This is a genomic window from Streptomyces olindensis (assembly GCF_040645895.1).
In the GTDB taxonomy this organism is placed as follows: Bacteria; Actinomycetota; Actinomycetes; order Streptomycetales; family Streptomycetaceae; genus Streptomyces; species Streptomyces olindensis.
In genome coordinates, this window is record NZ_JBEYZD010000007.1 from 116,176 (window position 1) to 139,736 (window position 23,561).

22 protein-coding genes are annotated in these 23,561 nt (G+C 71.6%); 14 read left to right on the plus strand and 8 right to left on the minus strand.

What is annotated here, in order from left to right; genetic code table 11:
* Positions 1-80 precede the first annotated feature (80 nt).
* Positions 81-1,853 (plus strand): PucR family transcriptional regulator, encoded by a 1,773-nt coding sequence (locus ABZ948_RS06255; protein WP_359757729.1) that lies wholly within the window; start codon positions 81-83, stop codon positions 1,851-1,853.
* 372 nt (positions 1,854-2,225) lie between these two features.
* Here the strand turns inward: ABZ948_RS06255 and ABZ948_RS06260 are convergent, their stop codons facing one another.
* Both ABZ948_RS06260 and ABZ948_RS06265 read right to left on the minus strand, forming a co-directional pair.
* A complete protein-coding gene (locus tag ABZ948_RS06260) occupies positions 2,226-2,780 on the minus strand; it encodes an ImmA/IrrE family metallo-endopeptidase (RefSeq protein WP_359757731.1) in 555 nt (184 codons plus the stop codon).
* A gap of 11 nt (positions 2,781-2,791) precedes the next feature.
* Entirely contained in the window at positions 2,792-3,163 is a 372-nt protein-coding gene (locus ABZ948_RS06265) for a helix-turn-helix domain-containing protein (RefSeq protein ID WP_359757736.1), read from the minus strand.
* Between the two features lie 375 nt (positions 3,164-3,538).
* On the opposite strand from ABZ948_RS06265, the gene ABZ948_RS06270 reads away from it, so the two are divergent.
* Together ABZ948_RS06270 and ABZ948_RS06275 are read left to right on the plus strand one after the other, a co-directional pair.
* Positions 3,539-4,564, plus strand: coding sequence for a nucleotidyltransferase family protein (locus tag ABZ948_RS06270; RefSeq protein WP_359757738.1), 1,026 nt, complete (start codon positions 3,539-3,541; stop codon positions 4,562-4,564).
* 471 nt (positions 4,565-5,035) lie between these two features.
* On the plus strand, positions 5,036-5,542 hold the full coding sequence (locus ABZ948_RS06275; protein WP_359636227.1) for a hypothetical protein: 507 nt from the start codon (positions 5,036-5,038) through the stop codon (positions 5,540-5,542).
* Between the two features lie 66 nt (positions 5,543-5,608).
* Here ABZ948_RS06275 and ABZ948_RS06280 read toward each other — a convergent pair whose 3' ends face one another.
* A complete protein-coding gene (locus ABZ948_RS06280) occupies positions 5,609-6,787 on the minus strand; it encodes an acyl-CoA dehydrogenase family protein (RefSeq protein ID WP_359757740.1) in 1,179 nt (392 codons plus the stop codon).
* A gap of 121 nt (positions 6,788-6,908) precedes the next feature.
* Entirely contained in the window at positions 6,909-7,283 is a 375-nt protein-coding gene (locus tag ABZ948_RS06285; RefSeq protein WP_359757742.1) for a four-helix bundle copper-binding protein, read from the minus strand.
* Positions 7,284-7,408: 125 nt separating this feature from the next.
* On the opposite strand from ABZ948_RS06285, the gene ABZ948_RS06290 reads away from it, so the two are divergent.
* From ABZ948_RS06290 to ABZ948_RS06340, 11 genes are all read left to right on the plus strand, one after another.
* Positions 7,409-7,909: a ChaB family protein gene (locus ABZ948_RS06290; protein ID WP_359757744.1), complete on the plus strand. Its 501-nt coding sequence runs from the start codon at positions 7,409-7,411 to the stop codon at positions 7,907-7,909.
* Between the two features lie 37 nt (positions 7,910-7,946).
* Positions 7,947-8,312: a DUF6479 family protein gene (locus ABZ948_RS06295; RefSeq protein WP_359757746.1), complete on the plus strand. Its 366-nt coding sequence runs from the start codon at positions 7,947-7,949 to the stop codon at positions 8,310-8,312.
* Between the two features lie 64 nt (positions 8,313-8,376).
* Positions 8,377-8,727 (plus strand): DUF8129 domain-containing protein, encoded by a 351-nt coding sequence (locus ABZ948_RS06300; protein WP_359757748.1) that lies wholly within the window; start codon positions 8,377-8,379, stop codon positions 8,725-8,727.
* Positions 8,728-8,946: 219 nt separating this feature from the next.
* On the plus strand, positions 8,947-9,453 hold the full coding sequence (locus ABZ948_RS06305; RefSeq protein ID WP_359757749.1) for a SigE family RNA polymerase sigma factor: 507 nt from the start codon (positions 8,947-8,949) through the stop codon (positions 9,451-9,453).
* Between the two features lie 11 nt (positions 9,454-9,464).
* Positions 9,465-9,995 (plus strand): cellulase, encoded by a 531-nt coding sequence (locus ABZ948_RS06310; RefSeq protein WP_359757751.1) that lies wholly within the window; start codon positions 9,465-9,467, stop codon positions 9,993-9,995.
* A gap of 135 nt (positions 9,996-10,130) precedes the next feature.
* Positions 10,131-11,411: a bifunctional glycosyltransferase family 2/GtrA family protein gene (locus ABZ948_RS06315; protein WP_359757753.1), complete on the plus strand. Its 1,281-nt coding sequence runs from the start codon at positions 10,131-10,133 to the stop codon at positions 11,409-11,411.
* Positions 11,408-12,697 carry a putative hexosyltransferase gene (locus ABZ948_RS06320; RefSeq protein ID WP_359757755.1) on the plus strand — a complete coding sequence of 430 codons (1,290 nt, stop codon included), beginning with the start codon at positions 11,408-11,410 and terminating at the stop codon, positions 12,695-12,697. The genes ABZ948_RS06315 and ABZ948_RS06320 overlap by 4 nt, the downstream gene beginning before the upstream one ends.
* A 152-nt stretch (positions 12,698-12,849) precedes the next feature.
* Positions 12,850-14,514, plus strand: a complete 1,665-nt coding sequence (locus ABZ948_RS06325) for a purine-cytosine permease family protein (RefSeq protein ID WP_359757757.1) — start codon at positions 12,850-12,852, stop codon at positions 14,512-14,514.
* Between the two features lie 151 nt (positions 14,515-14,665).
* Positions 14,666-15,121: a hypothetical protein gene (locus ABZ948_RS06330; RefSeq protein ID WP_359757758.1), complete on the plus strand. Its 456-nt coding sequence runs from the start codon at positions 14,666-14,668 to the stop codon at positions 15,119-15,121.
* A gap of 131 nt (positions 15,122-15,252) precedes the next feature.
* Positions 15,253-15,738, plus strand: coding sequence for a cation:proton antiporter regulatory subunit (locus ABZ948_RS06335; protein WP_359757760.1), 486 nt, complete (start codon positions 15,253-15,255; stop codon positions 15,736-15,738).
* A gap of 6 nt (positions 15,739-15,744) precedes the next feature.
* On the plus strand, positions 15,745-17,001 hold the full coding sequence (locus ABZ948_RS06340; RefSeq protein ID WP_359757762.1) for a cation:proton antiporter: 1,257 nt from the start codon (positions 15,745-15,747) through the stop codon (positions 16,999-17,001).
* Between the two features lie 64 nt (positions 17,002-17,065).
* Here the strand turns inward: ABZ948_RS06340 and ABZ948_RS06345 are convergent, their stop codons facing one another.
* From ABZ948_RS06345 to ABZ948_RS06360, 4 genes are all read right to left on the minus strand, one after another.
* Complete coding sequence (locus ABZ948_RS06345; RefSeq protein WP_359757764.1) at positions 17,066-17,647, minus strand: Rv1733c family protein; 582 nt, start codon at positions 17,645-17,647, stop codon at positions 17,066-17,068.
* Positions 17,648-17,703: 56 nt separating this feature from the next.
* A complete protein-coding gene (locus ABZ948_RS06350; RefSeq protein ID WP_359757766.1) occupies positions 17,704-18,816 on the minus strand; it encodes a winged helix DNA-binding domain-containing protein in 1,113 nt (370 codons plus the stop codon).
* Between the two features lie 303 nt (positions 18,817-19,119).
* Entirely contained in the window at positions 19,120-22,140 is a 3,021-nt protein-coding gene (locus ABZ948_RS06355; protein WP_359757831.1) for a family 78 glycoside hydrolase catalytic domain, read from the minus strand.
* A gap of 145 nt (positions 22,141-22,285) precedes the next feature.
* Positions 22,286-23,554 carry an ABC transporter substrate-binding protein gene (locus ABZ948_RS06360; protein WP_359757768.1) on the minus strand — a complete coding sequence of 423 codons (1,269 nt, stop codon included), beginning with the start codon at positions 23,552-23,554 and terminating at the stop codon, positions 22,286-22,288.
* Positions 23,555-23,561: the final 7 nt, after the last annotated feature.

Below are 23,561 nucleotides of genomic sequence, written 5' to 3' on the forward strand. Positions count from 1 at the left end.
CGGACATCTCAGGTACCTTGGTCGGGGAAGGCGAAGAGGCGCTGTCACCTCTATGGGGGCTCAGGGAAGGGAGCAATCCCATGGCCAGCTTCAGGGGCCGGAGCAGGTACCGACACCGTCCCCACCGGGAAGGCGGCCTTCCGCCGGGCCGTCTGGGACAGCACCCCACGATCTCGCGGCGCGGGTCTCGCCCGCCCCTTTCGACCCTGGCATCCCACAAGTGGCCGGCAGTCTCTCGCGCTCTGTTCGACACTCGGGACGAAAGCGAGATCCTGCGCCTGGCCATGAACCACGTGTCGGCTGTCGGCCCGTTCAGAGCCGAGGCCGGATACCTCAGGGTGCACGGCCATATGGTCCCCAGCCCGCAGGTCGGGCCGGGTCATGCGCCAGCCGTGGACCGGACGGTGCGAGAGCTGACAGGGCGGGACGTCCCCGTAACCGTTCCCGGCCGGTCCAGGGGCAGGGCCTTGGCCCTGCAAGGACCCGGTGGACTGCATGGCTACCTTGTGGTGACGTCTCGCTCGCGGCCTACCGAGGCCCAGCACTTCCTGCTCGCCACGCTCGTACGCCTCACCGCCGCGGCCCTGTCGGTTGCCGTCGCGCACCGCCGCCAGCGGGAGGACGCCCTGGAGCTACACCGACTGCGACGGGAACGGGCAACACTTCAGCAGCGGTTGGTCTCTTTCGTGGTCGAGCTGGGATATCAACGGGCCGTGCACGAGGCCCTCGCCGAGGTCGCGGCCTCGGGCGGCGGCGAGGAGGCCATCATCAGCGCGCTGCATGGGCTCACCGGGTTTCCCGTGCTGGTGGAGGACCGCTTCGGACGACTGCGGTCCTGGACCGGTCCCGGCCGGCCCGACCCCTATCCGGAACCGGACCCCGCACGCCATGAGGAGATGCTCCAGCAGGTCGCCCGGAGAGGCGGACCCGTGCGCATCGACGACCGGCTGATCTCCCTGGTACGCCCCCGCGGTGAGGTCCTCGGAGTACTGGCCCTGGTCGATCCCGAGGACGACGCCGACGAGTACACCGTGTTCGCGCTGGAGCACGCCGCCACGTCACTCGCCGTGGAACTGTCGCACCTGCGCCATCTGGCGGAGGCCGAGCTGCGACTGCGCCGCGAACTGGTCGACGATCTCCTGGGGGGCACGGACGAGGCGAGCGCCTACGCCCGGTCCGAGGCGTTCGGACACGACCTGCACCGCATCCAGTACGTGGTCGTCGTGCAGTGGAGGAACCAGGCCGCGGACGACGCTTTCGCGCGGACCGTGGGCCGGGCGGCTTCGGCCGTGGGCATGCCGTCGCTGGTGACTCGGCGTTCCGACCACGTGGTCCTGGTCGCCGAGGGCAGCCCCCACGACCACGCCTTGTACGAGACGCTCGCCCGGGAGACCGGAACACCGGACGGGACGATCGGGGTGAGCGCCCGCTGCGACACCCCGGACGGTATCCCCGGCCGCTACCAGGAAGCACTGCGCGCCCTGGAGGTACGCCGCCGGTCCCGAAGGCGATACGGCACGACGTTCTTCGACGATCTGGGCCTCTATCGCATCCTGGGGCCTGGAAACGAATACCAAGAGCTGGAGGCGTTCGTTCGGGAATGGCTCGGACCCCTCGTCGACTACGACGGCCGGCACCGTACGGCTCTCGTGGAGACCCTGTCCCGGTACTTCGACTGCGGTGGCAACTACGCCGAGACCGCCGAATCCCTGGCGATCCACCGCAGCACGCTGCGCTACCGGCTCCAGCGCATCCGTGAGATCAGCGGCCATGACCTCACGAGCGTGGAGGACCGCCTCAACCTGCAGGTCGCCACCCGGGTGTGGAAGATCATGCTGGGCGGACCGGGTTGAGGAGCCCACGCACCGCGGGCCGCTCCACTGTCCCCATCGCCGTAGGAGCAGGCTGCCCCTCCGCCGAAGGCTCGTCAGCTATCACCCCACTGCGAAATATCCTGCTCCGAGCGGTTACTCCGCGCCGCGGAACTCGAGTAGCTGCAGGGATTGCGATCACAGCGGGTTGAGCATGCGGGGCCGGTTCCGTCGGCCGCCACCGAAAGGCCCGCCGCCCCGGTTTCCAGGGAAACCTCATCGTCCGGTCGAGAACGATCCCACTGTGGTGGGGTCGGCGAGACCCAGTTCGGCTGAGTCATGGCCGGTGATGCCCGCCCCAGTAACCCAGGTCATGGCGGGTTGGCGCGCTCGTCGGCACAGCCAGGCACCAATTCAACTCGCGGACCGATCACGCCGAGCGCTCGCGCCGCTCATGTTCATGCGCCACGTCAGCATCCGCCTGCTGACCCCGAACCGGAACATCGCTGCCTCAGGACTGAGCGCGCTTCTGGCGATCGACCACGCAGCTTCAGTCGTGATCAATAGGCTTCCGGCCAGCCAATCCGCTTCTTCTTCGATGTCCCCGTCCCAGTGCCTGCAGCCGCGCACATCGAGCGCCGGGCCGGGTGGATGCATCAGGAGGGCATGGGCGATCTCATGGCTGGCCGAGCTGTTGTGCCGCCCCATGTCGTGCGAGTCGTTCACCCAGATCTGTCGCCGGAAACCGGCGTGCACGGTGAGAGCACTCACGGCTTCCCGTTCGGTGGTGAGAAGTCGCTCAATGCGAGGGTCATCCGCTATGGCCGAGCTGAACATCCGGACAGGGATCATCAAATGCTTGGCAAGCCGAGAAGGCGCGAGCGGTGAGGCGGGGCCGAGCCCCAACTCTCTGCGCATCTGCACTGCCAGGCGGTTGGCTTCAGCCTTGAAGCCATGACGCAACGCCATAGGGAGCTCCCCTACTCTGGCCGATCAGACACCAACTGCTTGTAGGCAACGGTGATCAGAGCTTCGAGGGCCTCTGCGGCCTCGGGCGTGAGATTTCGGTCGCCCCGCAGGTGCGTAGCCACCTTTGTCAGAGTGTCTGGGCTGCGCGGCTCGTCGGTCCGGCGGACAAAGTCATCCGCGCTCAGATTCGCCCACGTGACGAGGGCCGCGAGCCCGTCGACATCGGGTCGGCGCCCCTGCGCCAACCGCGTCAACGTCGAAGCGCTCACGCCAGCCTGCTGAGCCACGTCCTTCCAGAGAAGCCCGCGGTCCTGACGCGTGCGATCCAGGGCCGTGTGAAACGCGACCGCGTCAAACCGTCCTGCAGCGTTCCGCTCGCTCACGATCTCCTCCCTTCGACCCCATCCTTGCATATCAGGAAACGCTTGCGAAAGTCGAAGCGCACCCCTTACCCTCCAGATTGCAAGATCGGAATCAATGCCGATCTCGCAAGCGAACGGATGGTCCGACACGAAGGGTGGTGGAGGCATGGCCACGAACACCGGCAAAGGCTCCCGTCGTGGCAGCGTCTCTCAGCGGAGCCAGGTCTGGAATTCACAGACGCGCACATGGACGAAGCGGGGCGAGAACGGCAGGTTCACGGACGGCAAGACAGGCGGCCGGCCGTGCAAGGGCGTCCGCCGCGAGAAGTAGCACGCCAAGTACACGGGCCGGAGGCGCAACTCGCGTCTTCCGCCAGCCGCATACCGGAGGTACCGATGGCTAGTAACAACTCCCTGGCGTCACTTCTCGACGAAGGACGCCGCAAGATCCAGGTAACGGCCGAGGAACTCGACGAGGCGAGGCGCCGCCGCCGACTCCTGGCTGCGTCCGCGCGCCGGGCGTTCCCCGGCTCGACCACGTACTTCAACGGGAGCGTCGCACACGGCGACGCCAACACGCCCCTGACCGACGTCGACCTGGGCGTCGTGCTCAGCAAGACGGACGCCAAGCCGTACGGCCCGGGCAAGAAGAGCGCCCTGTCCCTGATGGAGAAAGTGCGCGATGTGGTGCACGAGGATCTCGACGACGAGTTCCCGAAACTCACCATCGAGGTCGCCGGCCGGCGCCGCGCCGTCCTGGTGCGCTTCGGCGACCCGGTGACGTACGGACAGCCAGACTTCACGGCGGACATCATGGCCGCGATCCCGCATCCCTCCGGCTGCGGGCTGTACATCCCGAACACGAAAATCGCGGACCAGTGGGACCGCGCCGACCCGGTCACCCACACCCGGATGGTGCTCGAAGCGATTGCCGACACGAAGGTCGCGTTCGCTCGTACAGTCCGGCTGCTCAAGCACTGGAACGCGAAGCACAGCAAGCCCATGTGCTCCTGGAACATCAAGGCGCTTGCGCTAGGGTGCCTCGACCAACCGATGCCGCTCATCGACGCACTCCAGATGTTCTTCATCTACGCGGCGGACGAGCTCGACAAGGGACCGACGCCGGACCCGGCCGGCGTGGCCGGCGCCATTCCTCTGAACATGCCGCGCCGCGAGGTACACAAGCGGCTGTGCACTGCCCGCGACTACATCGACCTCGCGATCGAGCAGGAGATGGATGGACGCCCACTCAGCGCTCAGCACGCCCTGCATCAGGTCCTCCCGGACCTCATCCCGGACGCGGACCCCACGGAGGAAGAGGCCGCTCGTCTCCCCATGGCCGTAGGGGCGGGCGGGACGGCCGCCTCTGGTCTGGGCCTCGCCGTCGGACGCGTCACTCCGACCCGCGCCTGGGGAATCTGACGCCATGCCGGTCTGGTACGGGGTCCAGCCTGCCTGGTGGGCCCCGCTCGAACGAGACGCCCGCCGACGATTCGGCTTCGCTCTCCGTCACACGTATCACCGCGGCTCCTTGACGTACGAACTGTCCGGACTCGACGTCATAGGTGAACCCGCCCCGGTCAGCGTCAAGGTGCGCTTCTACGAGAACCCGCCTTATGCGACCTACGGCCAAGATCCCCGGGACTTCCCGCGGGTGCACGCCAAACCGGGAGCTCCGTCGAAGCACCGCTATTCCGACGACGGCGCCCTCTGCCTCTGGCACCCGCTCGACCCTAAAGAGCGGCGCTGGACCAGCGCCAAGGGCCTTCTGGACCTCATCGAGATAATCCGCACACACTTGTTCCTCGAACACTACTGGCGGCTCACCGGCGGTGAGCACGGCGGCCGGTGGTTGGTGGAGGATGCGCCTCACGGCATGCCGGGGAGTGGTGCGTGGAGGTCTTCGCGGCGGGACAGGCGACGGGCGACGAATGGACCTGGGCCGAGACAGCAGCACTGATCGTCCCGTGCATCGCCCTCCTCGGCGCCTTCCTGACCTACGCCCTCAACCAGCGGGCCGTACGAAGGGAACGCCGGGCCAAGACCTTCGCCGAGGCACTGACGGCGGTCGAGGAGTACCTGGAGATGCCGTACCGCATACGGCGCCGCTCAGAGTCCTCGTCCGCCGTACGACAGCAGCTCACCGACGAGGTCAGCAGTCTGCTGGCGCGAATGGCCTTCCACCAGGCATGGCTCCAGATCGAGGCCACAACCGTCGCGGGCCCCTACGCGACCCTCGTGGCCACGGCGCGAGCGGAAGCCGGCGCGCAGATGAGCCTCGCCTGGCAGCAACCACCGATCACTACCGACAGCGGCATGAACCTCGGTATCCCGTACCCCCGGGACCGATCGAACGCGGCCCGAGCAGCATGCATCGAGGTGATGCGCCAACACCTCTGAAAGGATCGTGATCTTGGTGCCAACTATCCCTCTTTTGTGCCAACTAAAAATCCTCGTCACACGGTGTCAGCGCCGTACCCGCGGCATCCCCAGCCCGATCCACGCGATGATCTCCCGCTGGATCTCGTTGTTGCCGCCGCCGAAGGTGAAGATGACCGCCGAGCGGTAGCCGCGTTCCAGTTCGCCGTGCAGGACCGCGCCCGCCGAACCCTCCCGCAGCGCGCCGGGTGCGGCGACGATCTCCATCAGCCAGGCGTAGGCGTCGCGCCGGGCCTCGGAGCCGTAGACCTTGACGGCGGAGGCATCCTGCGGGGTGAGCGTGCCGTCCTGCACGGCGCCGACCATCCGCCGGTTGAGCAGCTTCAGCGCGTCCAGCCGGACGTGGGTGCGGGCCAGCAGACGGCGGACCCAGGGCAGGTCGGCGACGCGGCGGCCGTCGGCGAGCTTGGTCTCCCTCGCCCAGCGCTGCACGTCGTGCAGGGCGCGGATCGCCATGGTGCCGTGGGCGGCCAGGGTGACGCGCTCATGGTTGAGCTGGTTGGTGATCAGCCGCCAGCCCTGGTTCTCGGCGCCGACCCGCTGCGAGACGGGGACGCGGACGTTCTCGTAGTAGCTCGCCGTGGTGTCGTGCGAGGCGAGGGTGTTGATGAGGGTGCAGGAGTAGCCGGGGGCCGAGGTCGGCACCAGGAGCATGGTGATGCCCTTGTGCGGCGGCGCCTCGGGGTCGGTGCGCACGGCCAGCCACACCCAGTCGGCGGTGTCGCCGTTGGTCGTCCAGATCTTCTGGCCGTCGACGACGTACTCGTCGCCCTCCCGCACCGCGCGGGTCCGCAGGGCGGCGAGGTCCGTGCCCGCGCCGGGCTCGCTGTAGCCGATGGCGAAGTCGATCTCCCCGGAGAGGATCTTCGGCAGGAAGTACGCCTTCTGCTCGTCGGTGCCGTACTGCATGATCGTCGGTCCGACGGTGTTCAGCGCCATCAGCGGCAGGGGGACGCCGGCCTGGGCGGCCTCGTCGAAGAAGATGAACTGCTCCATCGCCGTCAGGCCGCGCCCGCCGTACTCCCGCGGCCAGCCCACGCCCAGCCAGCCGTCGGCGCCCAGCCGCCGGATGGTCTCGCGGTAGAACCGCTTCTGGGCGGCCGGGTCGCCGTGGCGCGCGTAGGCCTGGTCCGGGACGAGTTCGGCGAAGTACGCGCGCAGTTCGCTGCGCAGCCGCTGCTGCTCGGGCGTGTATTCGAGGTGCACGGCGCCTCCAGGCTCCCAGACCGGTCCTGTCGGCGCACACCGTAGAACGTGTTTCAGTAATTGGGAATGGCGATGCCCCCTCCATGCTCCTCGGGGTCGCGCGGCGCGTGCGGGCGCCGGGTCAGTCCAGGGTCGCGAGGAAGTCCGTGCACGCCCGCGCGCACGCGCGGCAGGCCTCCGCCGAGTCCTCCGCACCCGGCTGCCGATCGAAGGCGTGGGCGGCCTCCAGGCACACGGTCCGGCACCACTCCACCTGGACGCGGATGCTGTTCTCGTCCACCTGGTTCTGCTCGGACAGCACGCGGCAGGTCGCGTCGCAGACCTCCGCGCACATGATGCCCTTGCGTCGTACGAGTTCCTGGTTCTCGGTGCCGTCGGGATCCACGAGGCTCGCGCGCAGCGCGCAGGCCCGCGCGCACTCGGTGCACGCCTGGGCGCAGGCGAAGCGGTCCTCCAGGAACCGGAACAGCTCCTGCTGGGATGTCGTCGAAGTCACACCGCGCGGGTAGCCCCCGGACCTGCCGGTCAAACCCGGTGTTCCCAAGGGCCGCGCCCCGTTTTCCGGCCTCGCCGCCGGGCACCCGGCCGACCCCGGAACGACCACGCACGGAGGTGAGTCACATGCCCGGGCGAGAGGAGCTTCCGTCGACCCTGGAGCGGTCCTCCAAGGAGGCGCAGCGCACCTGGATCAAGGCGCACGACTCGGCCGTGGAGCAGTACGGCGAGGGCGAGCGCGCGCACCGCACGGCGTTCGGCGCGCTGAAGCACACCCACGAGAAGGTGGGCGACCACTGGGAGCGCAAGGAGGGCGACCGCAAGGGCCCCTCCGACCCCAGGTCGGCCCGGCCCCGGCAGCAGGGCGGGCGCAGCGGCGAGGGCGTCGACGAGCAGGCTTCGAAGGAGCACCTCTACGACCTCGCGAAGCGGATGGGGGTCGAGGGGCGCTCGCGCATGTCGAAGGCGGAGCTGCTGGACGCCGTCCGCAAGGAGAACCGCGCACGGACCGCGTCCTCGCGGGCGTCCTCGGGGGCGTCCTCGCGGGCGTCCTCGGGCTCGTCTTCTCGGTCGTCCCCGCGGTCGTCCGCAGGCTCCTCGTCGCGGTCGTCCTCGCGATCGAGGTGAGCCGGTTCATGGGGAGGACCAGGGGTACCCGCGAGCCATGAATACCGCATGGATGGAGCTGGCCGCGGGCCGTGGCGCCCTCGGCATCGGGCTGGTCGTGGCGGGCGTGGTGGTCGTGGGCCTGCTGCTGGGAGCCTTCGTCCTCGGCTTCCGCAACAAGCGCAGGGAGCTCCCCACACCACGCCCGGAGGAGCAGCCGCGGATGCCCGCCGGCGGCCCGGTCCGCGAGACGCATGAGCGCCGGGAACCGGACGAGGTGCCGAGAAGCGAGGACCGTCTGACGCCGCACCGGCTCAAGGGCCACGGCAACCAGAGCGACCGGACGAGCGCCTCGCAGGAGCGTCCGCGCTGGAGCGAGGGCAGCAGCGGCGGCTTCGGCAGCGGCGGACCGGGCGCCCGCTGAGCCACCCGCCCCGCGCCGCCCCGCCCCGGTCGTACATCACGTCGTACACAGGGAAGTGAGAACCATGGCCGATCCCGCCCGCAACACCCTGCCGCTGCCCGACTACGACCATCTGCCGATCGGCGGCCTGGAGAGCCGTGTGCGGTCGCTGTCGGCGGACGAGGTCGAGGAACTGCTGGCGTACGAGCGGTCGCACGCCGACCGGCTGCCGGTGACGGAGCTGCTGGGGTCCCGGCTCGAGCAGTTGCGCGCGGGCGCGGAGCCGACGTCCGGCGACCCGGGCGCCCTGCGTCCCGAGACGGGCGAGGGGCACGGCGGCTCGCCGGTGTCGCCCGCCACGTCGCCGGAGCCGTTCAGCGCGCCGCCGCACGGCACGCCGGACCAGCCGGGCAAGCCCAAGGGCGACCGGACGTAGGCGTCACCCACACCTGCCCGAGCCCCCCGGCCGAATGCGCCCGCCCAGTCGGCTGAGCCGGCTCGGCCGATCCGAAGGGCCCGCGCCCAGTGCGCGGGCCCTTCGTCATGCCCGCAGCCCGTCGGGGTGAGGTGGATCACAGGAACGGGGTGCAGCGTGGAGCGGGGTCCAGCGTCTTTTCAGGGGTGTAGGAGGCCACTGAGACGCGGGACGGTGAGGATGGAGCAGGTTCGGGCGGACGGCTTCGACGAGTTCGCGGCCGCCCGTTGGTCGGCGCTGCTCCATGTCGCGCGTCTGCTCACGGGCGGCGACCGGCAACGAGCCGAGGACCTGGTGCAGGAGGCCTTGGTCAAGCTCTGGTTCGCCTGGCCGAAGGTCGCCGAGCAGGCCCCGGAGGCGTACGTGCGCACGGTGCTCGTGCGGATGGCGGCGCGCTCGGCGCGGCGGCGCTGGTGGGGTGAGCGCCCGGTGGAGCAACTGCCCGACCGGGCCGACCCGGGCGACGTGTCGTCCACCGTGGCGGAACGCTCGCGGCTGGAGGCGGCCCTGGCCCTGCTGACGCCGAAGCAGCGCGCCGCGGTGGTGCTGCGCTACTACGAGGACCTGCCCGAGTCCCAGGTCGCCGAGGCGCTGGGCTGCCCCGTGGGGACCGCGCGGTCCCACGCGTCACGCGGAGTCGCACGGCTCCGCCAGATCCTGTCCGACGCCGTCAGGCCCGTGGGGTGAAGGGAGAAGCGATGGACGACTTCGAGCGGGACCTGTCGCGGCTGATGCGCGACACGCAGCAGCACACCCCCTTCGAACCCGCGCACCGGCAGCGGCTGCACGCGGGCATCCGGGCCCGCCGCCGCTCCCGGCTGCTGTGGAAGGCGGGCGGCTCCGCCGTGGCGGTGGCCGGGCTCAGTGTCGGGCTCGCCCTGCTGCCCGGCATGCTCACCAGGGCCCAGCCGCCCGCCGACCAGCGGCCCCGGCCCGTGGTCAGCCCCAGCCCTTCGCACGACAGCGCCCCCACGTTCGACTCGCCCGAACCGAGCGCGACTCCGACCCGGCCCGAGCCGACCGCGCCGACCGCGCCCGCCGGCACGACCGGCGGCGTCACACCCTCCGGGACCACCAGCGCGCCGGCCGGTTCCACGCCGAGCACCGCGGCCCCGGAGAGCCGGACGACGTCGGCGCCGCCCCCGCGTGCGCCGTCCCCGACACCCACGACGGTCCCTCCGTCGGTCCTGGAGCCGGAGGAGCCGTCCGTGTCGGCCGGCCACGAGTAGCCGCCCGAGCCGCCCCTCCGACCGGGGCGCCACCGCCCCGCACCCCGTCACCGCAGCACCGCCACGGGCGCCTTAGGCCTGCCCGGAAACCGGCGCCGGCCGCGTCGCGCGCCAGAGAGAGACCGTGAACCAGCGATGAGAACCGTACGGCCGCCGGTCCCGACCGGCCGCCCGACAGCACCCGAGCCGGCCGCGCTGCCCCGCCGGGCCCCTCTGCCGGCGCGCCATCCGGAGCCCGTCCTCGACGTGGTCGTCCCCGTCCACAACGAGGAGCAGGACCTGGAGCCCTGCGTCCGGCGCCTGCACGCGCACCTCGGCGAGACCTTCCCGTACCCCTTCCGGATCACCATCGCCGACAACGCCAGCACCGACCGGACGCCGGGGATCGCCGCGCGGCTGGCCGCCGAGCTGCCCGGCACGCACTGGATACGGCTCGCCGGGAAGGGGCGGGGCCGCGCGCTGCACGCCGCCTGGTCGCACTCCCGGGCGCCGGTGCTGGCGTACCTGGACGTGGATCTGTCCACCGATCTCGCGGCCCTGCTGCCGCTGGTCGCGCCGCTGATCTCGGGCCACTCGGACATCGCCATCGGCACCCGGCTGGCGCGCGGTTCGCGGGTGGTGCGCGGGCCGAAACGGGAGATCATCTCCCGCTGCTACAACGGGCTGCTGCGCTCCACGCTAGCCGTGGGCTTCTCCGACGCGCAGTGCGGGTTCAAGGCGGTGCGACGGGACGTCGCCGAGCGGCTGCTGCCGCTGGTGGAGGACCGGGAGTGGTTCTTCGACACCGAGTTACTGGTGATCGCCGAGCGCGCGGGGCTGCGGATCCACGAGGTGCCGGTGGACTGGGTGGACGACCCCGACAGCCGGGTGCACCTGATGTCCACGGCGCTGGCCGACCTGCGGGGCATGGCCAGGCTCGGCCGGGCCCTCGCCCGCGGCAGGCTGCCGCTGAGCGCGCTGCGGCGCAGCGGCGGTGACCTCGCCGGGGAGCTTCCCGCGGGCCTGGCCCGGCAGTTGGTGCGCTTCGCCGCGGTCGGTGCCGCCAGCACCCTGTGCCATCTGCTGCTCTACACCGTGCTCAGACCGGCGACCGGGGCGCAGGCCGCCAACGCGCTCGCCCTGCTCGCCGGCGCGGTCGGCAACACCGCCGCCAACCGGCAGCTCACCTTCGGGGTCCGGGGCCGGGGCGGCGCACTGCGCCACCACCTCAAGGGACTCGCGGCGTTCCTGGTCGGACTGGCGCTGACCAGTGGTTCGCTGGCCGCCCTGCACCACGGCGTGCCCGGGGCCGGGCATCGGGTCGAGCTCGTGACGCTGGTCGCCGCCAACCTGGCCGCGACGCTGCTGCGTTTCCTCCTCTTCCGGGCCTGGGTGTTCCCCGCGCGGCCCGCCCGCCGTACGGCAGGACCCTCATGAGCACCGTCGAGCTGCGTCGCCCACCGTCGGGAGCGGACCCGCGCGGAACCTCGCATCCGCCACCCCGCGCGGGAGTTCGCCGAGCACGCAGCACCCGCGGGTCACGCCTGCGGCCGGCCGTCGCGCGCTACGGCCCCGTGCTGCTGACGTACGGCGTGCTGAAGCTGGCCGGCTTCGCCGTCTTCATGTACCTGCTGGACTCCGCGGGCGACTTCCGGAAGAAGAACCCGCGCTTCGGCGGCGGCGAGCACCCCTGGGACGTGCTGGCCAGCTGGGACGGCTGGTGGTACCAGCAGATCGCCCGGCACGGGTACGACCCGGCCCTGGAACCGGTCCCGGGCGCGACGGGCCTGATCACCCTGGAGGGCAACTCGGCGGCGTTCTTCCCGCTGTACCCGACGCTGATGCGCCTGGTCTCGGAGTGCACCGGACTCGGTCTGTACGGCGCCGGCCTGACGGTGTCGGTCGTCGCCTCGTTCGTCGCGGCGCTCGGCGTGTACGCCGTGACGCGGCGGCTGGGCGGCCACCGGGCCGGTCTCGTCGCGGCCGGGCTGTGGGCGGTCTGGCCGGGGTCGGGCACCGAGTGGTCGGGCTATTCGGAGTCGCTCTACACGGCCCTCGCCGCCTGGGCCTGTCACGCCGTCATGGCCCGTCGCTGGCTCACAGCGGGTCTGCTGACCTGTGCGGCCGGGCTCTGCCGGCCCACCGCCGCCGCGCTGGTCGCCGCCCTCGCCCTCGCCGCGCTGCTGTCCCTGCGCCGGCGGGAGGACGGGGTGCGCCGTCCGCTGGCCGCCGTGGCGATCGCACCGCTGGGCCTGTTCGGCTACCTCGCCTGGGTCAACTGGCGCATGGGCGACCTCAACGGCTACTCCAAGCTCCAGGACGGCGCCTGGGCCCACAAGTTCGACGGGGGCGCCCACACCTTCACCGTCCTGACATCCCTCCCCGTCGGGCACTTCGACTACCTCTTCGCGAGACCCTTCGAGGATGTCATCGGCGTGTGCGTGGTGCTGATGGTGCCGGTGCTGACGGTCCTGCTGCTGCGTCTGCGCCCGCCGGCGGTGCTCGTCGTCTACACCGTGCTGTCGTACCTCATGGTGATGACCACCCAGCAGATCTTCGGCAACGTCTCCCGCTATCTCCTCCCGCTCTTCCCGCTGTTCGTCCCCCTCGCGCTCGCGATGCGCCGGCTCCGGTGGCCGTCCCTGGCCACGGTCCTCGGCACGGCGGCACTGGCCTCCGGGTCGTACGCGGGGTACGTGCTGTTCGAACTGGGCGTGCCCTAGGGCTCGTCCGGGTGGAGGGCGTCGAGGGCGGGGGCGATGCCGGATGAGATGCCTCCGAAACATTCCCTTCACGCAGGAAGTATTTAGGGGTAACGACCGCTGCCTACCGTGCCTGCCTTGTCGGTCCCCAACCCGCAGCAAGGAGGCGTGGCATGAGTACGGAGCCACGACTGGCAGAAGTCGTCGAACCGGAACCCGCGCCGAAGGCAGCGCGGGGTACGGACCAGGCCGTCAAAGAGACCCTGGAGGACTACACCCTCCGCTTCGCGCCCCGGAGTTACCGGCGCTGGACCCCGATGGTCGTGGCGACGACCGCGCTCGGCGGCATCGCCTACATGGCCGACTTCTCCATCGGCGCCGGCATCGGTCTGGCCCACGGCACCGGCAACGCGCTGCTGGCGATCGCCGTCGCCGCGGTCGTCATCTTCGTGACCGGGTTCCCGCTCGCCTACTACGGCGCCCGGTACAACATCGACCTGGACCTGATCACCCGCGGTTCCGGCTTCGGCTACTTCGGCTCCGTCCTCACCAGCGTCATCTTCGCGAGCTTCACCTTCATCTTCTTCGCCCTCGAGGGCTCGATCATGGCGCAGGGCCTGAAGCTGGGCCTCGGACTGCCGCTGTGGCTGGGCTACCTGGTCTCCACGCTGATGGTGATCCCGCTCGTCATCTACGGCATGACGGCGCTGAGCAAGCTCCAGGTGTGGACCACCCCGATCTGGCTGCTGCTGATGGTCGGCCCGCTGGTCTACCTCGTCGCCACCGACCCCGGGAGCGTCGACCGCTTCCTCGCCTACGCGGGCACCGACGGCGACGGCGGCGTCAACACCGCCTCCGTGCTGCTGGGCGCGGGCGTCTGCCTGTCGCTGATCGCGCAGATCGGCGAGCAGATCGACTACCTGCGCTTCATGCCGCCCAGGACCGAGGCCAACAAGCGTGCCTGGTGGACGGCCGTGGTGATGGCCGGCCCGGGCTGGGTGGTGCTCGGCGCGCTGAAGCAGGCCATCGGCGTGTTCCTCGCGGTCTACATCATCGCCGAGGTCGGCGCGGCCGCCGCGCCCGAGCCGATCCAGCAGTTCAAGCACGCCTTCGACGCGATGCTGCCGTCCTGGATCGTCGTCCCGCTGGCCGTGGCCCTGGTCGTGATCAGCCAGATCAAGATCAACGTGACGAACGCGTACTCCGGCTCCCTCGCCTGGACCAACTCCTTCACCCGGGTCACCGGGCACTACCCGGGCCGGATGGTCTTCGTCCTGGTCAACCTGGGCTTCGCGCTCGCCCTGATGGAGGCCGACATGTTCAGCTTCCTCAACAGCATCCTGGGCTTCTACTCGAACTGCGCGATCGCCTGGGTGGTCACCGTGGCCACGGACATCGGCATCAACAAGTACCTGCTGAAGCTGTCCCCGCACGCCCCCGAGTTCCGGCGCGGCATGCTCTACGCCGTCAACCCGGTCGGTGTCGTAGCCTTCGTCGCCGCGTCCGGGCTGTCCATCGCCATGTACTTCCACGCGCTGGGCGACACCCTCCAGCCGTACTCCCCCGTCGCCGCGGCCGTCATCGCCTTCGTCCTCACCCCGCTGATGGCCGTGGTCACCAAGGGCCGGTACTACCTGCGCCGCACCGACGACGGCATCGACGAGCCGCTCCTGGACGAGGACGGCAACCCCAGCGCCACCACCTACGACTGCCACGTGTGCCGGCAGCGGTTCGAACGTCCGGACGTGACGGCGTGCCGGACGCACGACGCGGTCGTCTGCTCCCTCTGCCTGAGCACGGACAAGGTCGGCGACCACGTCCTGCCGGCGGCCGTCTGATCACCGGGGCGGGCGCGCCGCGAGTCGCTCCCGCCCCGGACACGGCAGAGGACCGTGCCTCTCCCCCGGGCGGCGGCTGCCGAGGCCGGGCGGCATACTGATCTCCGCTGCCCCGTGACCAGGGCGACGGGCGGAGAGGGGATGACGGGACGTGACCACCGAAAGACCGGGCGGACGGGAAACGCCCGACGAGCCGGACGGCGCTCCCCCGGTCCCGGACGAGGTGTGGCTGCGGTTCCTGACGGACAGCGAGTCCGCCATACGCGCCTCGGCCCCCAGGGAGCCCTCCGCGCGGGAGCGGGCGGCGGGGCGCCGGCCCCAGCCCCCGCACGCCGTCGGTGACCTGTGGCAGCCGGAGGAACTGTGGGTCCGCGTGCCCTGGCGGGACCTGGACCGCGGCGCCAAGGCCCGGCGCGTGGGACGTGTCGTCGCCACCGCCGCCGCCGTGGCCCTGGCCCTCGGGGCCTGGTCCCAGCTGTCCACCGGCGCGGGCCCGGGCCACCGGCCGGGGACGGACACCGTGCGCCAGGTCGAGGGGGCGACCGCGCGGCAGCCCACGACCACTCCCTTCCCGTCCGGATCCCCCGCCACGGAGCCGTCCAGGTAGCACACGCGGGACGGGTACGGTTCCGCGCGGCCGCCTAGGATGAGCGCACAGGCCGGATCTGGGCGCTCGTCCGGGCGAGGCCCCCCACAGGCGAGTCACCACCACGCGCACGCCGACCGAAGGGGGACGAGATGAGCGCGCCACGCCTCAGCAGCACACCGTTGCCGGGCATCGGGGTCCGCTACGACCTGACGACCCGGGACGGCCGCCGCCTGTCGGTGGTCGCCCACCGCGACGGACACCGGACGATCAGCGCGTACCGCGAGGACGACCCCGACGCGTGCGACCTGTCGGTGCGTCTGACGGCGGAGGAGGCGGCCACGCTCATCGACGCGCTGATGCCCGCCCACCACACGCCGAACCTGCTGTCCACCACCGACCTGGGGCTCGTCGCCGAGCGGATCGAACTGTCCGGCTCCTCGCACTGGAACGGACGGCTGCTGGGCGAGTCCCGGATCCGCACCGACACCGGCGCGTCCGTCGTGGCGGTGCTCCGCCGGGCCGAGGCGATCCCCTCCCCCGCCCCGGACTTCCGGCTCGCCGGCGGTGACGTCCTCATCGTCATCGGCACCCGCGAGGGCGTGGAGGCGGCCGCCGCGATACTCGGGCGGGAGTGACCCGCCATGCACTCCTCCGCGGTCTTCCTGATCGAGTTCGGCTGTCTCATCCTCGGCCTGGGGCTGCTCGGCCGCCTCGCCGGGCGCTTCCGCTTCTCGCCGATCCCCCTCTACCTGCTGGCCGGCCTCGCCTTCGGCGAGGGCGGGCTGCTGCCCCTGGGCGCCAGCGAGGACTTCGTGGCGGTGGGCGCCGAAATCGGCGTCATCCTGCTGCTGCTCATGCTGGGCCTGGAGTACACGGCCGCCGACCTCGTCTCCAACCTCAGGACCCACTACACCGCCGGGATCGTCGACGCCGTCCTCAACGCGCTGCCCGGCGCCGCCCTGGCCCTGCTGCTCGGCTGGGGTCCGGTCGCGGCCGTCGTGCTGGCCGGCGTCACCTGGGTGTCGTCCTCCGGAGTCATCGCCAAGGTCCTCGGCGAGCTGGGGCGGCTCGGCAACCGCGAGACCCCGGCCATCCTGAGCATCCTCGTCCTCGAGGACCTCTCCATGGCGGTCTACCTGCCCATCGTCACCGCCCTGCTGGCCGGGGTGAGCCTGGCCGCGGGCGCTCTCACGCTGGCCATCGCCCTCGGGGTCGCGGCCCTGGTGCTCGTCCTCGCGGTGCGTTTCGGGCGTCACGTCTCCCGCTTCGTCTCCAGCGACGACCCGGAGAAGCTGCTGCTGGTCGTGCTGGGTGTGACCCTCGTGGTCGCCGGGGTCGCCCAGCAGTTGCAGGTGTCCGCCGCCGTGGGCGCGTTCCTGGTCGGCATCGCCCTGTCCGGTGAGGTCGCCGAGGGCGCGGCGAGCCTGCTGGCGCCGCTGCGGGACCTGTTCGCCGCGGTGTTCTTCGTCTTCTTCGGCCTGCACACCGACCCGGCCAGCATCCCGCCGGTGCTGCTGCCCGCCCTCGCGCTGGCCGCCGTCACCACCGCGACGAAGATCGCCACCGGCTACTGGGCCGCGCGCCGTGCCGGGATCGGCCCCAGGGGCCGCTGGCGCGCGGGCGGGACGCTCGTGGCCCGCGGCGAGTTCTCCATCGTCATCGCCGGGCTCGCCGTCACGTCCGGCATCGAACCGTCCCTCGGCCCCCTGGCCACGGCGTACGTCCTCATCCTGGTCCTCCTCGGCCCGCTGACCGCCCGCTGGACCGAGCCCCTGGCCACCCGTCTGACCGGCCGCCGGGCACGCCGGCGGCGGGTCGGGGCGGCCGGGCCGGCGGCGCGGGTTCCGTCCGGCGCCCACGAGACGATCGAGGGGCAGGACACGGTCGGCCGCGCGTGAGCGAAGGCCAGGACACGGTCCGCCGCGCGTGAACGGGAGGGAGGGCGGCGGGACGACCGCAGGTTCAGCCCGTCTTCCATCCCCGCCGCGTGTCGATCCGCTCCCACTCCGCGTCCCACTGCGCCATCCGCCGCCGGTCGAGACAGAGCCGGGCCACCCAGGCGGCTCCCAGTACCGCCCCGCCCGTCAGGGCCCCTGCCAGTACGCCGCCCACGGTGGTGTGCAGCCAGGCCTCGCCGGGGGACACCGGCGGGGTGGTGAGGTCACCGTCGCGGTCCACCCAGACGGGGATCGTGCTCCCGGCGGGAGCCCGGGGCGGCACCCGTGCCTCCTCGCGGTAGGCCGAGCCGTCCGGCGCGGTCCAGCGCACCTTGCCCCAGACCCGGTGGTCGCTCGCCGCACGCGCCGGGGACGGGCCGGGCGCGTCCTCGACCAGGACCGCCGTGACCTCACGGCTCTCCGCCCGCTGCCGTTCGACGGCCCGATCGACGGCGCCGGCCGCCATCGCCCCGGCGACCAGCCCGCCCAGCAGGGCGAGCACCCACCCGGCGAGCACGACCCAGGCTTCGACGACGTCGATGCGCCGCTTGAGCGCGTTGTGCCGCCACCGCCAGCACCGCACGGTCGTACGCCCTGACGCTTCCATCGGCCGACACCCCCTCGTGAGCACCGGCAGCTCCCTTCCAGTGTGCTCCCTCCACGTCAGCCGGCCCAGGCGGCCACCCGTACCCGGTCGCCGGCGCCGTCGGACAGGAAGGACGCCAGCGCCCGCCCTTCTTCCTCCACGGCGGCGCGGTCGGCCCGGGAGAAGCGGCGCAGCGGGGTGACCAGGACGGTGCCGGTGCCGGTGCCGGCTTCGACGGTCCAGGTCGCGGCGACGCGTCCGTCGACGAGGACGAAGCGGGCGCCGGCGACCGAGAGGCCGCGGTGGGCGTCGTCGATGATCCGGCCGCGGTCGTGGTAGCCGAGGACGGCGTTGTCGAACGCCGGGAGGAAGCGCACCGGGGCGGAGGTCTCGGGGTCGGGCCGGGGGGCGTCGGGGAGGTCGAGCAGTTCCCGGCCGCGCTCGTCGCGGAAGGCGACCAGTTCGCCGCGCAGGGCGGAGACAGCGGCCGGCAGTCCGGCCAGGCCGCACCAGGCGCGCAGATCGGCCGAGGCGGCGGGTCCGAAAGCGGCCAGGTAACGCCGTACCAGCGCCTGTCCCACGGGGTCGGAGCCGTCCGGGGCGGGCGGGTCGATCTCGCGCCCCAGCCAGGCGGAGATCAGCGCGTAGCGGGCCCCCGCCGTCGTGCGCCACAGCCCGCGGGGCGGCAGTTGCGCCGTCGGGAGGAGGGCGGCGGCCAGCATCTCGCCCAGGGGCCGGTTCCCCGGGGCGGGCCAGCGGCCGGAGACGGCCCGGGCGAGGTCGGACATCGAGCGGGGCTCGCCGTCGGCCATGACCTCGTGCCCGGCCGCCGCGAGTTCCCGGAGGTCGACCCCGTCGAGCTCGCGGCGGTAGGTCCCGAGCACCCGGGTGCGCAGCATGTCGTGGTGGCGGGCCCGCCAGGCCAGGACGTCGTCGGCGGTGACGAGGTGGACGGTGCGGCGCATGGGGTGGGTCCGCACCACGCGCCGCCCGGTCAGCAGGTCCGACAGCGCCGCCGGTTCGAACGTCCGCAGCCGGGACCAGAGGCCGACGTACGGTTCCTGCGGTTCCTGCGCCTGGAGGCCGCACAGGTGCGCGACGGCGCCGAGCGCGGGCAGGTCGGCGCGGTCGAGCAGCAGCTGCCGGGCGAGGGTGGCGCGGTTGAGCGCCCGGGTGTCGAGAACGGTCATGGCGGCATCTGGGCCTTCGCGTCGGGTGCCGGCCCGTGGTCGGGGTGTCCGGGCGGCGTGCGCGATCACCGTCCCAGGGGATGCGGTCAGGTGCTGACCGCATCCCCCGGGACGGCCGTCATCGGCTCTCCGGCGGGGACGCGGCCGCGTCGGCGTCCAGCGGCTCGTAGTCGAACCAGTCGAAGTGGACCGTCCCGGTCGCGGCGTTGGCCTACCACGTCACCAGGACCGGCACCACGGTCACCGGCACCCCCGCCTGAGCCGGGCGCCGGTGACCAGGGCGGTGTGGCCGGACCGGACGCGTCAGCGCAGCTCGCTCGTCAGGCGGTAGGAGCCGGACGGCAGCCGGAACGACGCCACACCGCCGCTGTGCCCGAGGAACCGCACGCCGTCCGCACGCGCCAGCGGGGTGCGCCCCTCGCGGACGGCGTCGGCCGAGACCGCGGGCAGGTGCAGCGTGGCCTCGCTGTTGGCGGGCACGACGGCCTCGTACGACAGCCGCCCGCCGCCGTCCGGCACGCTCCACTCGCTCCTGATCTCGCCGTACGGCGAGACGTGCGAGCCCGTGACGTGCGTGATCCTCCCGGTGGGGTCGAGGTGCGGCCGCAGGACGAAGTGCTTGAAGCCGGGGCTCTCCGGATCCCGGGCGATGCCCGCCATGCAGGCGTACATCCACTCCATGACGGCGCCGTAGGCGTAGTGGTTGAAGGAGTTCATGCTGACCGGGCCGAACCCGGCCTCCTCGGAGTAGGAGTTCCAGCGCTCCCAGACGGTGGTGGCGCCGTTGCGCACGGAGAACAGCCAGGACGGCATGGCGTCCTGGTGCAGCAGCTCGTACGCCAGGTCCGCGCGGCCCTCCTCGGTGAGGACGGGGGCGAGGACGTTGACGCCGAGGAAGCCGACGGACAGCGTGTTCTCGGCGTACTTGACCCGGCTGCTGTCCGGGTGGGCCGCCTTGTAGGCCGCGTCGTTGCCGATGTTGTCCGCCAACGCCTCGACGAGGGCCCGGCGTTGCGTCTCGGTGTCGTAGAAGCCGAGCTTGAGCACCCACAGCAGCGCCGACTGGGAGTTGTCCTCGGTCTTCTCGTCGGGGTCCGCGCCCGGTTCGATCGGGGAGGCCTCTCCGAGGCTGGAGCGCACCGTGACCGTGCCGCCGTCGGTGGCGAGGTACTTCTTGATGAAGGCCTTCCTGATGGCGCCGAAGAGCCGTTCGTACGCGGCGGCCTCCGAGGGGCGGTCGACGGCTCGGGCCATCTGGGCCATGAGCCGGGCAGAGTAGCCGTAGTAGACGTCGCTCATGAGCTGGGCGCTGGTCTTCTGCGGTGCGAGCCAGTCGCCGGTGAGGGAGCCCTGCCCGGCGTAGGTGTCGCCGGTCTGCTGCCGGATCCAGTCGAGGTAGCGGGTCATGGCGGGCCAGCTGCTCTCGATGACGGCCGCGTCGCCGGTCATCTGCCACAGGGTCCACGGGAGCACGACACCGCAGTCCGCCCAACCGCTGCCGCCGCCGGGGAAGTTGTAGCGGCCCCCGGGGGCGACTCCGGTGAACTGGTCCTTGTCCTCCCCGTAGATGGTCTGCGAGTCGATCACGGTGTTCTGGAAGTGGGCGAGGAAGGGTCCGGCGTCCGCGTTGTACAGGCCCGTCGCGGCGAAGACCTGGGTGTCTCCGGTCCAGCCGAGGCGTTCGTCGCGCTGCGGGCAGTCGGTGGGGACCCAGAGGTAGTTGCCGCGCTGGCCCCAGCGGATGTTGCTGATGAGCCGGTTGGTGTCGGGGTCGTTCGTGGTGAGGGTGCCGGTCTCCCGGATCGCGGAGGTGGCGACCTTGCCGGTCAGGCCGGTGATCGTGACCGTGGAGGTCGCGGTGACGGAGACGTAGCGGAAGCCGTAGAAGGTCAGGGAGTCCTGGTGAGTCTCGCCGTCGCGGTCGCCCTTGAGGATGTAGGTGCTGGTGGCCTTGGCGCTGCGCAGATTGGCGAGGTACACGGACCCTTCGGGGCCGTCGGCGCCGGCGCTGGCGTCGTTCAGCATCTCGCCGAACCGGAAGGTGACCTGGGCGCCGGCCGGCCCGCGCAGGGTGTAGCGGGGTACGCCGACCATGTTCTGTCCCAGGTCGAAGACGGCGGTGTCGCCGGCTCCGATGGTGACCGGCGCGGACGCCGCCCGGTTCGGGTCGGTCACGGTCCGGTCGGGGTCGACGACGATACGGCCCCGGCCCTCGCCGGTCACTCCCGTGTAGACGGTGACGGACCGGGGCCTGCGGTCCCAGCGGCTCATCAGCCGGGCGGTCTCGGCCGGGTAGGCGGCGAGTTCCGCCTGCGGGTACCTGGTCTCGAAGGGGACGCGTTCGGTGCCGGTCCAGGCGGAGTCGTCGAAGCCGGAGGAGGTCCAGCCCGGCAGCTCCCGGCGGGCGTCGTAGGTCTCGCCGTCGTAGATGTCGTCGGCCCGCCAGGGGCCGGTGTCGGTGGCCTTCCAGGAGCCGTCCGGCCGGGTGACGACGGACTGGGTCGTGCCGTCGGCGTAGCGGATCAGCAGCCTGGCCTTGAGGGCGAGGGCGTTGCCGCTCTCGGAGTAGTAGGTGCTGCCCTCGGAGATGCGGCCGTTGTACCAGCCGTTGCCGAGGACGGCCGCGAGGGTGACGACCGGTTCCCGGGCCACGAGGTGGGTGACGTCGTAGGTGAGGTAGGTGACGCGTGCGTCGTAGTTGGTCCACCCCGGGGGCAGCAGTTCGAGGGTGGTGCCGCCGTCCTGGGGGACGGTCACGCGGTGCCCGCTGACGTAGGCGTCGTAGACGCCGAGGGCGGAGACGTAGAGCCGCGCCTCGCGGACCCGGCCCCGCAGAGGTGCCTCGGTGCGCAGCAGCGGCGCGCCCGGGGAGTGGGGGGCCTTGCCGCGCATGCCGATCCACTGCGCGCCGTCCCAGCCGGTGACGCCGTCGGTGCTCATCAGGCCCGTCTCGAAACGGGCGACGGGCCCGCTGCCGACCTTGCGGCCGTCGGTGTCCCAGACGGTGACGGTCCAGTGGTAGCGGGTCGAGGGCTTGAGGGGTTCGCCCGCGTACGGCACGGCCACCGACCGGTCGGAGCTGACGCGGCCGCTGTTCCAGACGTCCGCGCGGGCACTGTTCAGTTTGCCGGGCGAGGTGGCCACGAGGATCTCGTACGCGCCCTGGCTGCGCCCCCGTCCGTCGGCTCGCATGCGCCAGCCGAAGCGGGGGCGCGCGGCGTCCACGCCGAGCGGGTCGGTGCGGTGTTCCACGGTCAGTCCGTACACGGTGCCGCCTTCCGGGGGGCGAGTCGGTGCTGCCTGCGCGGTGGCGCCGGCGCTCATCACCTCGGCGAGCACCGGCACCGCGCCGGTGCTCGCCGCGAGCACGGTCCGGCGGCGAGGTCCCCGGCTCCCGGGTTCCGCGTCGTCGGGCTCGCGCACGTCCTTCGTCACTCCGTCTTCCCTTCGGTCGGGGCCGGCGTCACGCTCACGAGCCGGCCTTGTAGTCGGCGTCCATCTCGGCGAGGAGCTTCGCGGGTGTGGTCTGGCCACTGAAGATCTCCTGGAGGCCGCTGAGCATGGTCTGCTGGACCTTGGCGTTGGGCCAGAGCTGGTCCATGAACGGCACGGTGCGGTCCTTCTGGATGAACGTGGAGAGTTCGGTCAGGGACGGATCGACCTTGTGGCCCGTGTCGGGCAGGGAGGGCAGACTTCCCTGCTTCTTGACGAAGAGGTTCATGCCCTCCGGCGACATCACGAAGTTCACGAACTTCAGGGCCAGTTCCGGGTTCTTCGCCTTGGCGTTCACTCCGTAGCCGGCACCCGCCGCGGCCGGGATGAGGGTCGCGGACGGATCGTCGGTGGCCGGAAGCGCCTTGAAGGTGAACGTGCCCTTGGGGTTCTTGCCCTTGAGCAGGGCGATCACCCAGTTTCCCTGGACGATGCCGAGGGTCTTGCCGGTGGCGGCGAGTTGCTGGCTGGCCTCGTAGTTGGTGCCCAGCGGGTTCTTCTGGAAGCAGCCGGTCTTCTGCATCGTCAGGTACTTGTCGACGGCGGTGGTCCACGCCGACTTGGCGAAGGTGGCCTGTCCGGCCTGCATCTTCTGGTCGAAGTCGCGGTCGGGTCCGTAGACGGTCGTGGCCACCAGCGCGTACAGCACGAGCTGGGTCACCCAGTTGTCCTGGATGCCCAGCGCGAAGGCCGGGGTGCCCTTGGCCTTCGCATCGCGGCAGAACGCGAGCAGTTCCTGCCAGGTGTCCGGAGGGGTCAGGCCGGCCTTCTCCATGGCCTGCTGGTTGTAGACGGCGCCGATGCCGTTCAGCCCGAAGACGGCGTTGTAGGTCTTCCCCTCGTACTGGGCCACGGTCTTGACCGCGTCCGGCAGCTTCGCGGCCCACGGCTGGTCCGAGAGGTCACGCAGGTATCCCGGCTTGGCCAGGACGTAGGTGGCGCCGGGGTTTCCGTTGCCCGGCCAGACCGACATCACATCCGGTGCGGTGCCCGAGGACAGCTGGGTGCGGATCTGCTGCTGGTACTGGTCGGCGCCGCTGGTGGTGTAGCGGACCTTGACGCCGGGGTTGGCCTTCTCGAACGCCTTGACGACGTCCTCGACGGAACCCTGGTCGACCGAGGCCAGCGTCAAGGTCTTGGTACCACCGCCGCCGGAGCCGCTCGCCTTCGTGCCGCCGCTGCAGGCGGCCAGGAGGGCGGCGGCCGTTGTCGCGGCCACCAGGACGGTGAGGTTGCGTGTGTTCATGAGGTCT

Bases quoted from the DNA above. Each gene is read 5' to 3' on its own strand.
- ABZ948_RS06255 (WP_359757729.1), top strand. From the start codon at position 81: ATGGCCAGCTTCAGGGGCCGGAGCAGGTACCGACACCGTCCCCACCGG.
- ABZ948_RS06260 (WP_359757731.1), bottom strand. From the start codon at position 2,780: ATGGCGTTGCGTCATGGCTTCAAGGCTGAAGCCAACCGCCTGGCAGTG.
- ABZ948_RS06270 (WP_359757738.1), top strand. From the start codon at position 3,539: ATGGCTAGTAACAACTCCCTGGCGTCACTTCTCGACGAAGGACGCCGC.
- ABZ948_RS06290 (WP_359757744.1), top strand. From the start codon at position 7,409: ATGCCCGGGCGAGAGGAGCTTCCGTCGACCCTGGAGCGGTCCTCCAAG.
- ABZ948_RS06295 (WP_359757746.1), top strand. From the start codon at position 7,947: ATGAATACCGCATGGATGGAGCTGGCCGCGGGCCGTGGCGCCCTCGGC.
- ABZ948_RS06300 (WP_359757748.1), top strand. From the start codon at position 8,377: ATGGCCGATCCCGCCCGCAACACCCTGCCGCTGCCCGACTACGACCAT.
- ABZ948_RS06305 (WP_359757749.1), top strand. From the start codon at position 8,947: ATGGAGCAGGTTCGGGCGGACGGCTTCGACGAGTTCGCGGCCGCCCGT.
- ABZ948_RS06310 (WP_359757751.1), top strand. From the start codon at position 9,465: ATGGACGACTTCGAGCGGGACCTGTCGCGGCTGATGCGCGACACGCAG.
- ABZ948_RS06315 (WP_359757753.1), top strand. From the start codon at position 10,131: ATGAGAACCGTACGGCCGCCGGTCCCGACCGGCCGCCCGACAGCACCC.
- ABZ948_RS06320 (WP_359757755.1), top strand. From the start codon at position 11,408: ATGAGCACCGTCGAGCTGCGTCGCCCACCGTCGGGAGCGGACCCGCGC.
- ABZ948_RS06325 (WP_359757757.1), top strand. From the start codon at position 12,850: ATGAGTACGGAGCCACGACTGGCAGAAGTCGTCGAACCGGAACCCGCG.
- ABZ948_RS06335 (WP_359757760.1), top strand. From the start codon at position 15,253: ATGAGCGCGCCACGCCTCAGCAGCACACCGTTGCCGGGCATCGGGGTC.
- ABZ948_RS06340 (WP_359757762.1), top strand. From the start codon at position 15,745: ATGCACTCCTCCGCGGTCTTCCTGATCGAGTTCGGCTGTCTCATCCTC.
- ABZ948_RS06345 (WP_359757764.1), bottom strand. From the start codon at position 17,647: ATGGAAGCGTCAGGGCGTACGACCGTGCGGTGCTGGCGGTGGCGGCAC.
- ABZ948_RS06350 (WP_359757766.1), bottom strand. From the start codon at position 18,816: ATGACCGTTCTCGACACCCGGGCGCTCAACCGCGCCACCCTCGCCCGG.
- ABZ948_RS06355 (WP_359757831.1), bottom strand. From the start codon at position 22,140: ATGAGCGCCGGCGCCACCGCGCAGGCAGCACCGACTCGCCCCCCGGAA.
- ABZ948_RS06360 (WP_359757768.1), bottom strand. From the start codon at position 23,554: ATGAACACACGCAACCTCACCGTCCTGGTGGCCGCGACAACGGCCGCC.